The organism is Pseudarthrobacter sp. TE9888 (assembly GCF_056279345.1).
On the sequence record NZ_JBWBRD010000002.1, the window covers coordinates 224,766 to 238,059 of the forward strand.

Below are 13,294 nucleotides of genomic sequence, written 5' to 3' on the forward strand. Positions count from 1 at the left end.
CATGGACAACAGCAACATTCCGACGACGGCGGGCCACGACACGGCCGGACCGACACCGGCAAGGGTGGGAACGGTGGTGTGGGGACTCATCGTCCTGGCGCTGGCCGCGCTGATCATCGTGGCCCAACTGGGGATCGTCGCCCTCAATGGCACCTACGTCCTGATCGGCCTCATGATCGGCGCCGGCGTGGCCCTGGTGGTGGGCGGCCTGCTCTCAGCCCGGAAACGTGACAACCAACCAACTACAGGGAAGTCTTGAACCATGGATAAGTTCTTCAGCATTGTCAGGGGCTTCGGCCTGAAGCGCGGACCGCAGCGCTGGGTTGGTGGAGTACTCGGAGGAATCGCGGCGCAGCTCAACGTCGACGTGGCCTATGTCCGCATCGCTTTCCTCCTGTTGTGCCTGCTCCCCGGACCTGCAGTGGTCTTCTACCTCCTGGCCTGGATCATCATCCCGGACCAGCGCAATGAAATCCTGCTGCAGACCTTCCTGGACCGGCGGTCGCTCAACCGGCCCTGACCACCGCACTTTCAGGCCCCGGCCCTGGGGAATCATCCTCCGGGGCCGGGGCCTTGCCGTGTCCCCGGCGGCCGGGCCCAATGTAACCGGTTTGTGTCGTACCCCACACACCCAACTACACTTCTAGGTGAGCTCAGCGTGGCGCTCTGCCTGTAAACCTTCTTCCCAGGATTTGAGCCGAACATGAAAATTGGAATCCTCACCAGCGGTGGCGACTGCCCCGGACTGAACGCCGTGATCCGCGGCGCGGTACTGAAGGGCATCGCCGTCCATGGCCAGGAATTCGTCGGATTCCGGGATGGCTGGCGGGGCGTGGTGGAGGGCGACATCATCGACATCCCCCGCACCATGGTCCGCGGCATCGCCAAGCAGGGCGGCACCATCCTGGGCACCTCCCGCACCAACCCGTTCGAAAACGGCGGCGGCCCTGAGGCCATCAAAGCCCACATGGACCGGCTGGGCATCGATGCCATCATCGCCATCGGCGGTGAGGGAACGCTGGCAGCTGCCAAGCGCCTGACCGACGCCGGACTGAAGATCGTCGGTGTCCCCAAGACCGTTGACAACGACCTCGACGCCACCGACTACACCTTCGGTTTCGACACGGCCGTCCAGATCGCCACCGAGGCCATCGACCGGCTCCGAACCACGGGTGAATCCCACCACCGTTGCATGATCGCCGAGGTCATGGGCCGCCACGTGGGCTGGATCGCCCTGCACGCCGGCATGGCTGCGGGCGCGCACGCCATCCTCATCCCGGAGCAGAAGGTCAGCATCGAGCAGATCACCGAATGGGTCAATGAAGCCCATGCCCGCGGCCGCGCGCCGCTGGTGGTGGTGGCTGAAGGGTTCGTTCCCGAGCACATGGAGAGCCCGCACTCGGAGCGGGGCCTGGACACCTTCGGCCGTCCGCGGCTGGGCGGCATCGCCGACCAGCTTGCGCCCGAACTCGAGGCCCGCACCGGCATCGAAACCCGCGCCACCATCCTGGGGCACATCCAGCGCGGCGGCGTCCCCTCAGCCTTCGACCGGGTCCTGGCTACCCGGCTGGGCATGGCCGCCATCGACTCCGTGGTGGAAGGCTACTGGGGCACCATGGTGGCGCTGAAGGGTACCGACATCCAGCATGTCGCCTTCGAGGAGGCCCTGGGCCAGCTCAAGACCGTCCCGCAAAACCGCTACGACGAGGCCGCGGTCCTGTTCGGCTAAGTCACTGGGCCGCCCTAGGCTGGGACCATGACACTCGATCCCGGCTCAGCGGCCATCATCCAGTTGGCGTGGGCGCGCCGGCTGGGCCTTGAAGACGACGCATTCGGTGACGCGCTGGCGTCCGGGGAACGGATTGTCCGGGCCGACGAATCGGCCCGGACTGTCGAATTCGTGCGGCTGTTCGGAAGCTCGGCTTTGGTGGGACCACGAAGCGTTATCGACACCGCGGCGGGAATCCCCGACGAGGAAATGGCCCAGCACGTCACCCTCCTGAAACTGACCAGGGACCAGGGTGGCCACGGGCTGGGCGCCGCGGCCCTGTTTTTTGCCGACGACCTTCCGCTCCAGCAGCCCTCGGAGGAACTGACGGTGTCGCATGGGAACCCGGAGGCGATCGAACTGGAGGGCAGGTGCCCGCCGGATGACGTGAATGAAGTGGGCCTGTCCGACCTCGAGAACCGCTACACCATCGTCCATGAACTGGACGGCAGGCGCGTGCCCCTGGCCTGCGGGGCCTACGGCGAGTGGGAGGGCCTGCTGGCCAACATGGGAGTCCTGGTGGACCCGGGCTGGCGCCGCCGCGGCTTGGGCGCGCTGGCGGGTTCCATCGCCGCCCACGAGGCCTTGGCCGCCGGGCTGACCCTGCAGTGGCGGGCCGATGTCAGCAACACCGGCTGCCTCGCACTTGCCCGGAAGCTGGGCCTGTCAGCCGGCGGAATCCAGACCAGCGTCCACCTTCGCTGACGCCTGGCTGCCCGCGGCGCCCCAGTCCTGGACCGGCTTGGGCTTGGCGAAGAACAGGGCCACAGCCGCACCCGCGAGCACCACGGCGGCGGGCAGCAGGATCGACTGGGCCATCGCCGTCGAGAACCCCGCTTGCAGGAACCCGGGCAGGGTACCGCCCATGGCCATCCCCTCACCGGCTGATGCCGCAGGGCCGCCGGACGGGAGTTCGGCGGCGAGCCGCGACTGGATCAGGACGGCGATGGCCGCACTGCCCAGCACCGCTCCGAACTGCCGGGTGGTGTTGTACACGCCTGAGCCTGCACCGGCCTGGCGTGGCGGCAGGTTGCGGGTGGCGGTGGTGCTCAACGGCGCCCAGATGCCGGCGTTGGCAAAGCCCAGGACTGCGCTGGGAAGCAGGAACAACAGGATGGGTGTGTCCGGCTGCATCAGCAGGCCGTTCCAGACCAGGGCGACAGCCATCAATGTCAGGCCGCCGGCGGCCAGGTATTTCGGGTTGACCCGGTCCACGATCTTGCCCACCACCGGTGCCATGCCACCCGAGATCAGCGCCATGGGCACCATCAGGAGTGCCGACTGGGTGGGCGTCAGGCCGCGGACCAACTGGTAGTAGAAGATCAGCGGCAGGCTGAAGGATGTGACGGTGAACCCCACCATGGTGATGCCAAGGTTGGCGAGGGAAAAGTTCCGGTCCCGGAACAGGCCCAGCGGCAGGAGCGGTTCGCCCTTGTTGACGCGCTGCCACGCCACGAAGGCGGCCAGGACAATAAGGCCGGCAATAATGAGTCCCCAGACGCTGATGGGTCCGGTGATGGTGCCCCAGTTGTACGTCTCGCCTTCCTGGATGCCGAAGACCAGCAGGAAGAGCCCGACGGCGCTCAGCAGGACACCGGGGATATCGAACCGGTGCGGGTGGGTGCTCAGTGCCGGGACGTTGCGCATCGCCAGGATGAAGCCCACGACGCCGATGGGCACGTTGATGAAGAAGATCCACTCCCAGCCCAGGCCATCCACCAGGACACCGCCCAGGATGGGCCCCACCAGGGTTGCCATGCCGGCCGTGGCACCCCAGATGGCCATGGCGGAACCGCGGCGGTCAGGGGGAAAGATGCGGGTGATGACAGCCATGGTCTGGGGCGTCATGACTGCTGCTCCGAGCCCCTGCACTACGCGGGCGGCGATAAGGGTTTCCACGTTTTGGGCCAGGCCGCACCAGAGCGAGGCCAGGGTGAACACCACCAGGCCCAGCAGGTACAGCCGCCTGGGGCCGAACCTGTCACCGAGGCGGCCCGTGATGAGCAGCGGGACGGCGTAGGCCAGCAGGTAGGCACTGGTCACCCAGATCACCGAGTTGATATCGGCGTGCAGTCCCTCCATGATCCGGGGATTCGCCACGGAGACGATGGTGCTGTCGATCAGGATCATAAAGAACCCGATCACCAGGGACCACAGCGCCGGCCACGGCTTTTCTACGTTTTCCACTCGGTCATCCTTCTGGAGTTTTGTTTTGGTGTCCGGGCGGAAACCCGGGAAGATCAGCCCAGCAGGTCCAGGATCTCCGTGCGGGCAAACATTTGCGCGGCGGCCCGGGCCGACGGCGCACCGGCGTCCGGATCCGCTCCGGCGCCCAGCAGGACCCGGGCCACGTCCGTGTAGCCCTTGAATGCCGCTCCGGCGAGGGGCGTCTGGCCCCGGTCGTTGGCGGTGTTGGCATCGGCGCCGCGCTGCAGCAGCAGCTCCACGGTTTCGGCGTGGCCATGATACGCGGCGAGCATCAGCAGGGAGTCACCGGCAGCGTTCGTCATGGTTGCGGGCACGCCGGCCTCAAGGTAGGGACCAAGCAGCGCAGCGTTCCCTTCACGGGCAGCCTGGAAGAGGGTCTGCGCCAAAGCCAGCGCGTCGTCGTCGTGCCCTTCTGCTGCCTCCGCCCCGGCGTGGACGGGCGTGGTGTTCTCGGTCATCAGCGTGGCCCCCTCAGGAATCCGGTCTGGCGTCCCACAACCTGGCCGGCGTCAGGGGCGACGATGAGTTCCTGGGCGGCCGGATACGGCTCATCGCCGTCCAGGACCGTCAGTATGTCATCCGGGGCCACGGAACGTTTTATGACCGCCAGCGCCACGGGGCCCATCTCGTAGTGCTGCGCCACCGAGGTCACGGTCCCCACTTTCCGCTCCCCGGCCATGACGGGGCTGCCGGCAGCGGGCAGGGTGTGTTGCGATCCGTCCAACTGGAGGAACACCAGCCGGCGCGGCGGGTGCCCGAGGTTGTGGACGCGGGCGATGGTTTCCTGGCCCTTGTAGCAGCCCTTGGCCAGGTGCACGGCGGTGCGCAGCAGGTCCAGTTCATGGGGGATGGTCTTGTCATCCGTTTCGGCGCCGATCCGGGGGCGCCAGGCGGCCACCCGGAGGGCCTCGGCGGCGTGCACGCCGGCCAAGGGCCGGCCGGCAACGGCGTCCTCGAGCCCTGCGGCGGGGATGAGGTACTCGAACCAGGGACGTTCAAGGCCGGGGTGGTTCTCCTCGGAAACGGTGGCGTAGGAGTATCCGCCCGCGGAAACGTGCGGCCACGGGTCCTGCCACGCGAGGTGCCCGGCCCAGTCCGGTACGGTCCGCGTGCTGCCCACCACGGCCCAGTCCGCGGAGGCGTCGGCGATCTCCACCCGCAGCATGAACTTCATGCGGTTGAGGTACTCGGCCAGCGGGGCGGCCTCTGCTGCCTCGACGATCAGCCAGGTGGTTTCTCCGTCATCGACCACCCGGGCATCAAAGTCGATCCGGCCCTGGACGCTGAGGAGCAGCAGTTCGCTGGACTCCCCCGGCTTCAGGGCTGCCACCTGCTGGGACGACAGGGTGTTGAGCCAGCTGAGCCTGTCCGGCCCGGTAACGGTGACCACGCCGCGGTGGGAAAGGTCGACGACGGCAGTTCCGGCGGCAAGGGCGCGCTGCTCGCGCAGCGGCTCGCCATAGTGGGCGGCGACTCCGGCGTCGGGGCCGGTGGCCTCGACGGCACCGGGGCGCGACAACAGAGGGCTTGGCGTAGTCATATGAAGTAGAAGTCCTTGGAGGTCAGCGGTATTCCGGATTTTCGAAATCGAACCTTGTCCCGGCAGCCCATTCGCTGGGCAGGTTTCCGTAGGCGGGATAGCCGCCGGCGTTTTTGAGGGTCCGGGCCAGGTGCAGGAGGTTCCAGGTCATGAACGTCGTGTTCCGGTTGGTGAAGTCAGTTTCCGGACCACCGGAGCCTTCATCGAGGTAGCTCGGACCAGGGCCAACGGGCCCGATCCACCCGGCGTCGGCCTGGGGCGGAATGCTGAAGCCGATGTGCTGCAGGCTGTAGAGGACGTTCATGGCGCAATGCTTGATCCCGTCCTCGTTTCCGGTGATCAGGCAGCCGCCGACCTTGGGATAGAACGCCCATTGGCCTTTGCTGTTGAGTTCACCGGAGTGGGCGTAGAGGCGTTCGATCAGCTTTTTGGTCTGGGACGAGTTGTCCCCCAGCCAGATGGGCCCGGCCACCACCACGATGTCGGCTTCCTTGACCGCCGGGTACAGCTGCGGCCACTCGTCGGTGGCCCAGCCGTGCTGGGTCATGTCGGGGTAGACACCGCTGGCGATGTCGTGGTCCACCGTACGGATCACGGTGGTGCTGACGCCGTGTTTTTCCATGATCCGGCGGCTGATGCGGATCAGCCCGTCCGTATTGGACGTCTGGGGCGTCTTCTTCAGCGTGCCGTTGAAGAAGACAGCTTTGAGGTCGCTGTAATCAGCCGGCGATCCTGCTGCTTCGACGGTGCTCTCTTCCACGGTGCCGCTCCCCTCTTTTGGATCCGGAGGACCCTAACTGGTCATGAGACCCGGTGCAGGAACGCGGAGGCGTGTGCCTCCAGCCCTTTTCCTGCGTCACCCCCGGTGGCAACGTCCCAGCGCCACAACAGGTTGCCGTCCACCAGTCCGAAGATCCGGGTGGCTGCACTGTAGTCCTTGGAGTGGCTTCCGCGCATCACCATGTCGGTAGTCAGCTGGATCTGCGGCCCTTTGATCTGGCCGTAGTACAGCTCCGAGATTCCGCCGGGGTGCGAAATGGACACGGAGATGTCGAAGCCGCCGTCCTTGTTGCGCAGCGCTTCGACCTCGTCGGCGCTCTTCAGCACCGGAACGATGTCTGCCGGCACCAGCCCGGGGCCGCCGTCGGCGTCGAGCTGTTTGCGCTCCAGCGCCCAGAAGCCCGTCTCGACGGTGAGCGGACGCAGGCGCGTGCCGTCGTCGTCGGTCAACCAGCTTTCGGCACGGTACTGCAGGTACGGCAGGCCGTTGTGGGTGAAGGAGACGTGCTGCAGGAAGTGCTCGGAGTCTTCGTCGCCGCTGCCCAGCCGCCCCCGGCCCTCCCACTCACCGATGAGCCAGGAGAGGGGGACGAGCTCGGGGGTCAGGTCTGTAGGAATCTCAATGGGCATTGGTATTACCTCCAGCTACGGCCGGTCCCGTGAACGGGGTGGCTACTGCTGGCCCTTGAAGAGGCGGTAGACCACGAAGCCGGCGAACCAGGCCATGGACAGGCTCGCGATGCCGAGCAGGACAAGGAAGAAGATTTCAAAAGCAAGTACGGACATGGTGCCATCCTAACCCGTTAGTAGATGAGTAGTTTGTCTATGAAGTACGCCAGGGACCCAACAGCCGAGACCGGGGCCAGTCCCATGCCCAGGGCGGCGAGGATGTTCAGCGGAGCGCCGCGGAGGGTGGCCAGCCGCCGGAAGCTCGCCAGCACCGCACCCACAACCACGCCGAAGATGGCTGCCGGCAGGACGGCGATGTCCGACAGGACCAGCCCTGCCAGCGGACCGGCCAGGCCGGCGAGCACCACTCCGAGCGGAGCAACAATGCTGTCCGGCCAGCGGATGAGCCCGGCCAGCAGGGCCACTGCCGCGCTGATCGCCGCCACCAGGAGCATCTCGCGGACACCGTTGAAGCGGGAGCCGGCAATCCAGCCTGCCCCCAGGCAGGACAGCAGGACACCGGCGCAGCAGCCCAGGGTGGATTCCAGCCGTTGCGCCTGCCCGGTTCCGCGGATGAGCTGCACCACGAACACCGCCATCATTCCCAGGGCCACGAAGCCCGGCGTCCAGTCCAGGTATCCGGGGGCCGGCACCAGCCCGGCGGCGACCGCGGCGCCCGCACCAGGCAGGGCGATGACGGCGGCGAGGGTCTTCTTGGCGGGGATGCGGAGGAAGTGCGGCCAACCGATGCCCACCGCCACGGCGATCACGATCCCCACCACCACCAGTGCCTCCGGCGAGGCGTAGACCCCGGCGATGATGGCGATGAGGCCGGCGATCCCGACGACGCCGACGGTCCAGGAGCCGAGTGAACGCGCGGGGGCCTGCAGTTCCGCCGTCATGCGTGGCCCGGCCTGTGCTTCGTCGGTGCACTCACTGCGCTGTTTTCCCATCCTGGCGGTCGGCCGGAAGGCAGGTCTGCCCCCTCATGGCAGGGCGGGTGCGCCCTGGTCCAATCCTGCCTTATGTGAACTGGATATGTCGCAAAACGTGCCTGTCCACGTCCCGAATCTGTGGTCAGGGAGGGGCTGCCGGGTATACTCAAAGCTCAGCTACGCTCCCTGCTGAGGTGGCTGGCCGGCGGCGTGCTGACGGTCCAAAACCTTCCGCAGGAGCCAGTACCGGCCGGTGGGAATCCGGTTCAGTCGCCCAACGATGCGCGGACAGCCCTTGGAGGAACAATGTCGCACATCCTGTTACTGACCAACAGCACCGGTTCTTCGGTGGACATCCTGCCTGCCCTCGAGCTGCTGAACCACAGGGTCCATATCCTCCCCGCCGAACCCACGGCCCTCCTTGAAACAGATCCCTGCGACATTGTCCTGCTGGACGCCCGCAAGGACCTGGTGGGCGCCCGCTCCCTCACGCAGCTCCTGAAGGCCACAGGCCTCAGCGCCCCGCTGGTGCTGATCCTGACAGAAGGCGGCATGGCGGCGGTGTCCTCCGCGTGGGCCGTTGACGACATCGTCCTCGATTCCGCTGGCCCCGCCGAGGTGGAGGCCCGCATCCGGCTGTCCGTCGCCCGGGCAGTGCCCGAGCAGGAAGATGCGCCCAGCGAAATCCGTGCCGCCGGCGTCGTCATTGATGAAGCAAGCTACACGGCCCGGGTCAACGGGGCGCCGCTGAACCTGACCTTCAAGGAATTCGAACTCCTGAAGTACCTGGCGCAGCATCCTGGCCGCGTGTTCACCCGGCAGCAACTGCTGACTGAGGTGTGGGGCTACGACTACTACGGCGGCACGCGCACCGTGGACGTCCACGTCCGGCGCCTGCGGGCAAAGCTCGGAGCGGACCACGAGAACCTGATCAGCACCGTCAGGAACGTGGGCTACCGCCTTACGCTGGTCCGGCAGCAGGAAGATGAACTCACCGAGGCCTGAGCCTGGACCGCCACCGGCGTATAGCCTTGGCTCATGACTCCAGCGCATCCGCAGAAGTGGCCCGTCCATGTCGTCCGGGGCGGAGTGGACCAGCAATTGCTGAAAGACTGCCGCGACCTTCTGGCCGCGGCTGAGGAATCCGATGGCAATCCTTCCATTTCCGAGCAAACCCTGGTGACCATGCGCGCCGGTGACTCGGCGGAGCACAGCCTGCTGACGCTGGCCCTCTACGCTCCTGACGAGGACTCCGATCCGGCGACCGGGCAGGACCTGGCGGGGTTCGCCGTCGTGGTTGAGGAGCCGGACGGGAGCGGCATCCTGGAAATCGCCGTCCATCCTTCCTACCGGAACCAGGGTGTGGCGGACCGGCTGGTGGGCGCGCTCAAGGAGGTCCGGGGCTTCAACGGGCTGAACGCCTGGTCGCATGGCAACCACGAAGCCGCTGCCGACCTCGCCGCCCGGTACGGATACGCGCCGGTGCGCGAGTTGTGGAAGATGCGGATGACGACGGCGGGCGCGGACCTGCCCGACGCCGGCCTCCCGGACGGGGTGGCCATCCGGGCGTTCGTTCCGGGCAAGGACGAAGAGGCCTGGCTGGCAGCCAACCGGGCAGCGTTCGCCCACCACCCCGAGCAGGGCAGCCTCACCAGGGCCGACCTCGAGGCACGCATGGCGGAGGACTGGTTTGACCCGGCCGGCTTCCTCCTGGCCGAGGACCGGGACGGCCGGCTGCTCGGGTACCACTGGACCAAGGTCCACCCCCGCCATGGGACGCACCCGGCCATCGGCGAGGTCTACGTGGTGGGCGTGACACCTGAGGCGCAGGGCATGGGACTGGGCAAGGCACTGACCATTGCCGGCATCAAGCACCTCCGCGACGAAGGACTGGCCGGTGTGATGCTGTACGTGGATGCGGACAACACTCCGGCCGTAGCGCTGTACAGGCGCCTCGGCTTCAGCCGCTGGGACATGGATGTCATGTACGGCCCGGCCGCCGGGTAGCCGGGAGGCCGGAGCAATCCCTGGCGCGGCGTAAAACAAAGGCCGTGGGGCCGGTGAATGCTTGTAAGGTTGAAATGGAGCCGCGCGGGGCGGAAGCGCCGGCACCGGAGCGCCAGCTAAAGGAGAAGCCATGAACCCGGAACCGTCCGGAACAGCCACGTCCCAGGATGTTGCGGTGCCTGTCCGGGCCCGCTTCGGCTCCTCCGAGGTACCGGCATCCAGGGCCACGCAGGACCGCATCGACATCCCTGAATTCGCGCCGAACCTGCAGCCCGAGGGCGACATCCGGCCGGACCGTTTCCTGGACCGCGAGCTGAGCTGGCTCGCCTTCAATTCCCGCGTGCTGGAACTGGCAGAAGACCCCACCCTCCACCTGCTGGAGCGGGTCAGTTTCCTGTCCATCTTCGCTTCCAACCTGGACGAATTCTTCATGGTGCGCGTGGCAGGCCTGAAGCGCCGCATCGCCACCGGGCTGGCCGTCCCCTCCCCTGCCGGGCTCAGCCCCGTCGAGGTGCTGGAGCGGATCAGCGAAGAAGCCCACCGGCTCCAGCAGCGGCATGCACAGGTTTTCGCCGAGCAGATCCGGCCTGCGCTGGCGTACGAGCACATCCACGTCATGCAGTGGGGGGAACTCGATGACGCCGCCCAGCAGCAGCTCAGCGTCATGTTCGCGGAAAAGGTCTTCCCCATCCTCACGCCGCTGGCCGTGGATCCGGCGCACCCGTTCCCGTACATCTCCGGCCTGTCGCTGAACCTCGCCGTGGTGGTCAGGAATCCCGTTAGCGACAAGGAGCTCTTCGCCCGCGTCAAGGTCCCGGACCAGCTGCCGCGCCTGATCTCCATTGACGGTCCCCGCGCCGGTGCGGTGCCGGGCCGGGTGGCACGGTTCATCGCACTGGAGGAAGTCATCGCCGTCCACCTGGACAAGCTCTTCCCCGGCATGGAAGTCCTGGAGCACCACACCTTCCGCGTCACGCGCAATGAAGACGTGGAGGTGGAGGAAGACGACGCCGAGAACCTCCTGCAGGCCCTGGAGAAGGAGCTTCTCCGCCGCCGGTTCGGGCCGCCCGTCCGGCTGGAAGTCACCAACGACATCAACCCCAACATCCGGGCGCTGCTGATCCGTGAGCTGGGCGTCGAAGAGTCCGAGGTGTACTCGGTGCCCGCACCGCTGGACATGCGGGGCCTGTCCGTCATAGCCGGCATTGACAGGGCGGACCTGCACTATCCCAAGCACGTCCCGCACACCTCCCGGTACCTGAACGAGTCCGAAACGTCCAAGGCCGCCAACGTGTTTGCCGCCATGCGGCGCCGGGACATCCTGCTGCACCACCCCTACGATTCGTTCTCCACCTCCGTGCAGGCGTTCCTGGAGCAGGCCGCGGCAGACCCGAAGGTCCAGGCCATCAAGCAGACCCTGTACCGGACCTCCGGGGACTCCCCCATCGTGGATGCCCTGATCGACGCCGCGGAGGCCGGCAAGCAGGTGCTGGCACTGGTGGAAATCAAGGCCAGGTTCGATGAGCAGGCCAACATCTCGTGGGCCCGCAAACTGGAGCAGGCCGGCGTCCATGTGGTGTACGGAATCGTGGGCCTGAAGACACACTGCAAGCTGTCCCTGGTGGTCCGCCAGGAAGTGGACGGCCTGCGCCGCTACTGCCACATCGGTACCGGCAACTACCACCCGCGCACCGCACGGTACTACGAGGACCTGGGCCTGCTGACCGCCGACGAACAGGTGGGGCAGGATCTTTCCAAGCTGTTCAACCAGCTTTCCGGCTACGCCCCCAAATCGACTTTCAAGCGCCTCCTGGTGGCACCCCGTTCCGTGCGGTCCGGCCTCATCGACCGGATCGAAACCGAGATCCGCAACGCCCGCGCCGGAATTCCCGGGCACGTGCAGATCAAAGTGAACTCGATGGTGGACGAAGCCATCATCGACTCGCTGTACCGCGCGTCCCAGGCGGGCGTCAAAGTGGACGTGGTGGTCCGGGGCATCTGTTCGCTGCGGCCCGACGTTCCCGGCCTCAGCGAGCACATCACGGTCCGCTCCATCCTGGGACGGTTCCTGGAGCACTCACGGGTGTTCGCCTTCGCCAACGGCGGGGACCCCGTGGTGTACATCGGGTCCGCGGACATGATGCACCGCAACCTTGACCGCCGGGTGGAGGCCCTGGTCCAGTTGGCCAGCGCGGATGACATCACGTACGTCCTTGACCTGCTGCAGCGCTACATGGATCCGGAGACCTCCAGCTGGCATCTTGATAACGAGGGCCACTGGACCCGGCACCACCTGTCCGAGGACGGGAAGCCCCTCGAAGACGTCCAGTCCTGGCTGCTGGCGTCCCGGCCGCGGCAACGCAGCCTGAGCCGGCGATAAGGGCCGCCGCGTTGTCGAGCGATGCACTCGTAGCCGACCAGACTGACCACCCGGGGGAACCCATTGCCGTTACTGCGGCGGGCGCCATTCCCTGGCGCGCCGGCAGGGACGGACTTGAGGTCCTGCTGATCCACCGGCCCCGCTATGACGACTGGTCATGGCCAAAGGGAAAGATCGACGACGGCGAGACCGTCCCTGAGTGCGCCGTCCGTGAGGTGTGGGAGGAGATCGGGCTGAAGGCGCCCCTTGGCATCCCGTTGCCGCCCATCCACTACCACGTGGCCTCAGGCCTGAAGGTAGTCCACTACTGGGCGGTGAAGGTCAACGGTGACAGCCTGCTTCCGGACGGCAAGGAAGTGGACAGCGTCATGTGGTGCGCCCCCGACAAGGCGGCCCGGCTGCTGTCCAACCCGTCCGACGTCGTACCGCTGACGCATCTGCAGGAGGCACACGGGCGCGGGGAGCTGGACACGTGGCCCCTGCTGGTGCTCCGCCATGCCAAAGCCAAGCCGCGCGCATCCTGGAGCAAGGCCGAAGGTGAGCGTCCGCTGGCGGCCACCGGGTCGCGTCAGGCCCAGGCCGTAGGCCGGCTCCTGCAGGCCTGGAAGCCGATGCGGGTGGTCAGCAGCCCCTGGCTGCGCTGCGTCGCCACCGTTGCCCCCTACGCTCGCGCGACTGGGGCCAAGGTGAAGCTGGCAGAAGGGCTGACCGAGCATAAGCACCAGCGCAGCCCGAAGAAGACCGCTGCCGTCATCGAGTCCCTGGTGGACAAGCAACGACCCGTGGTGGTCTGCACCCACCGGCCCGCCCTGCCCACGGTGCTGAAGCAACTGGCCGCCCACATGCCCTCACACCTCGCCAAGTTGCTGCCGGCCCACGAGCCATACCTCTCGCCCGGCGAGCTGGTGGTGTGCCATGTGGCCAACGGCGGGAAGAAACGCGTTGTAGCGGTGGAGCAGTTCAAGCCCTTTGACGACTAGCCCGGCCTCCCTGAGCCTCCAGGCTTT

General features: G+C 66.9%; 14 protein-coding genes. 8 read left to right on the plus strand and 6 right to left on the minus strand.

The window, feature by feature from the left end; genetic code table 11:
• Position 1 precedes the first annotated feature (1 nt).
• The 4 genes from ACZ9J7_RS01575 (at position 2) to ACZ9J7_RS01590 (ending at position 2,473) form a co-directional block, all read left to right on the plus strand.
• Positions 2 to 259, plus strand: a complete 258-nt coding sequence (locus tag ACZ9J7_RS01575; protein ID WP_476206443.1) for a hypothetical protein — start codon at positions 2 to 4, stop codon at positions 257 to 259.
• 3 nt (positions 260 to 262) lie between these two features.
• Positions 263 to 520 carry a PspC domain-containing protein gene (locus ACZ9J7_RS01580; protein WP_141159747.1) on the plus strand — a complete coding sequence of 86 codons (258 nt, stop codon included), beginning with the start codon at positions 263 to 265 and terminating at the stop codon, positions 518 to 520.
• 183 nt (positions 521 to 703) lie between these two features.
• A complete protein-coding gene (locus ACZ9J7_RS01585) occupies positions 704 to 1,729 on the plus strand; it encodes an ATP-dependent 6-phosphofructokinase (protein ID WP_159631345.1) in 1,026 nt (341 codons plus the stop codon).
• Positions 1,730 to 1,756: 27 nt separating this feature from the next.
• Positions 1,757 to 2,473: a GNAT family N-acetyltransferase gene (locus tag ACZ9J7_RS01590; protein ID WP_476206446.1), complete on the plus strand. Its 717-nt coding sequence runs from the start codon at positions 1,757 to 1,759 to the stop codon at positions 2,471 to 2,473.
• On the opposite strand, the gene ACZ9J7_RS01595 is transcribed toward ACZ9J7_RS01590, so the two are convergent.
• From ACZ9J7_RS01595 to ACZ9J7_RS01620, 6 genes are all read right to left on the minus strand, one after another.
• Positions 2,435 to 3,955 carry a DHA2 family efflux MFS transporter permease subunit gene (locus ACZ9J7_RS01595; protein ID WP_476206448.1) on the minus strand — a complete coding sequence of 507 codons (1,521 nt, stop codon included), beginning with the start codon at positions 3,953 to 3,955 and terminating at the stop codon, positions 2,435 to 2,437. The genes ACZ9J7_RS01590 and ACZ9J7_RS01595 overlap by 39 nt on opposite strands.
• 53 nt (positions 3,956 to 4,008) lie before the next feature.
• Positions 4,009 to 4,434 carry an ankyrin repeat domain-containing protein gene (locus tag ACZ9J7_RS01600; protein WP_476206450.1) on the minus strand — a complete coding sequence of 142 codons (426 nt, stop codon included), beginning with the start codon at positions 4,432 to 4,434 and terminating at the stop codon, positions 4,009 to 4,011.
• Positions 4,434 to 5,516: a CAF17-like 4Fe-4S cluster assembly/insertion protein YgfZ gene (gene ygfZ, locus ACZ9J7_RS01605; RefSeq protein WP_476206452.1), complete on the minus strand. Its 1,083-nt coding sequence runs from the start codon at positions 5,514 to 5,516 to the stop codon at positions 4,434 to 4,436. The genes ACZ9J7_RS01600 and ygfZ overlap by 1 nt, the downstream gene beginning before the upstream one ends.
• A gap of 22 nt (positions 5,517 to 5,538) precedes the next feature.
• On the minus strand, positions 5,539 to 6,276 hold the full coding sequence (locus ACZ9J7_RS01610; protein ID WP_476206453.1) for a flavodoxin family protein: 738 nt from the start codon (positions 6,274 to 6,276) through the stop codon (positions 5,539 to 5,541).
• A gap of 41 nt (positions 6,277 to 6,317) precedes the next feature.
• The gene (locus ACZ9J7_RS01615; RefSeq protein WP_476206455.1) at positions 6,318 to 6,926 is read right to left on the minus strand and encodes a nitrobindin family protein; all 609 of its coding nucleotides are present in this window, start codon (positions 6,924 to 6,926) and stop codon (positions 6,318 to 6,320) included.
• Positions 6,927 to 7,099: 173 nt separating this feature from the next.
• Positions 7,100 to 7,867, minus strand: coding sequence for a permease (locus ACZ9J7_RS01620; RefSeq protein ID WP_476211789.1), 768 nt, complete (start codon positions 7,865 to 7,867; stop codon positions 7,100 to 7,102).
• 339 nt (positions 7,868 to 8,206) lie between these two features.
• Here ACZ9J7_RS01620 and ACZ9J7_RS01625 point away from each other — a divergent pair, with 339 nt between their 5' ends.
• From ACZ9J7_RS01625 to ACZ9J7_RS01640, 4 genes are all read left to right on the plus strand, one after another.
• Positions 8,207 to 8,905, plus strand: a complete 699-nt coding sequence (locus tag ACZ9J7_RS01625) for a winged helix-turn-helix transcriptional regulator (protein WP_133345752.1) — start codon at positions 8,207 to 8,209, stop codon at positions 8,903 to 8,905.
• Between the two features lie 33 nt (positions 8,906 to 8,938).
• Complete coding sequence (gene mshD, locus ACZ9J7_RS01630; protein WP_476206458.1) at positions 8,939 to 9,907, plus strand: mycothiol synthase; 969 nt, start codon at positions 8,939 to 8,941, stop codon at positions 9,905 to 9,907.
• A gap of 130 nt (positions 9,908 to 10,037) precedes the next feature.
• The gene (locus tag ACZ9J7_RS01635; RefSeq protein WP_476206460.1) at positions 10,038 to 12,287 is read left to right on the plus strand and encodes an RNA degradosome polyphosphate kinase; all 2,250 of its coding nucleotides are present in this window, start codon (positions 10,038 to 10,040) and stop codon (positions 12,285 to 12,287) included.
• 11 nt (positions 12,288 to 12,298) lie between these two features.
• Positions 12,299 to 13,267 carry an NUDIX hydrolase gene (locus tag ACZ9J7_RS01640; protein WP_476206461.1) on the plus strand — a complete coding sequence of 323 codons (969 nt, stop codon included), beginning with the start codon at positions 12,299 to 12,301 and terminating at the stop codon, positions 13,265 to 13,267.
• Positions 13,268 to 13,294: the final 27 nt, after the last annotated feature.

Bases quoted from the DNA above. Each gene is read 5' to 3' on its own strand.
- ACZ9J7_RS01575 (WP_476206443.1), top strand. From the start codon at position 2: ATGGACAACAGCAACATTCCGACGACGGCGGGCCACGACACGGCCGGA.
- ACZ9J7_RS01615 (WP_476206455.1), bottom strand. From the start codon at position 6,926: ATGCCCATTGAGATTCCTACAGACCTGACCCCCGAGCTCGTCCCCCTC.
- ACZ9J7_RS01585 (WP_159631345.1), top strand. From the start codon at position 704: ATGAAAATTGGAATCCTCACCAGCGGTGGCGACTGCCCCGGACTGAAC.
- ACZ9J7_RS01635 (WP_476206460.1), top strand. From the start codon at position 10,038: ATGAACCCGGAACCGTCCGGAACAGCCACGTCCCAGGATGTTGCGGTG.
- ACZ9J7_RS01620 (WP_476211789.1), bottom strand. From the start codon at position 7,867: ATGACGGCGGAACTGCAGGCCCCCGCGCGTTCACTCGGCTCCTGGACC.
- mshD (WP_476206458.1), top strand. From the start codon at position 8,939: ATGACTCCAGCGCATCCGCAGAAGTGGCCCGTCCATGTCGTCCGGGGC.
- ACZ9J7_RS01625 (WP_133345752.1), top strand. From the start codon at position 8,207: ATGTCGCACATCCTGTTACTGACCAACAGCACCGGTTCTTCGGTGGAC.
- ygfZ (WP_476206452.1), bottom strand. From the start codon at position 5,516: ATGACTACGCCAAGCCCTCTGTTGTCGCGCCCCGGTGCCGTCGAGGCC.
- ACZ9J7_RS01590 (WP_476206446.1), top strand. From the start codon at position 1,757: ATGACACTCGATCCCGGCTCAGCGGCCATCATCCAGTTGGCGTGGGCG.
- ACZ9J7_RS01600 (WP_476206450.1), bottom strand. From the start codon at position 4,434: ATGACCGAGAACACCACGCCCGTCCACGCCGGGGCGGAGGCAGCAGAA.
- ACZ9J7_RS01580 (WP_141159747.1), top strand. From the start codon at position 263: ATGGATAAGTTCTTCAGCATTGTCAGGGGCTTCGGCCTGAAGCGCGGA.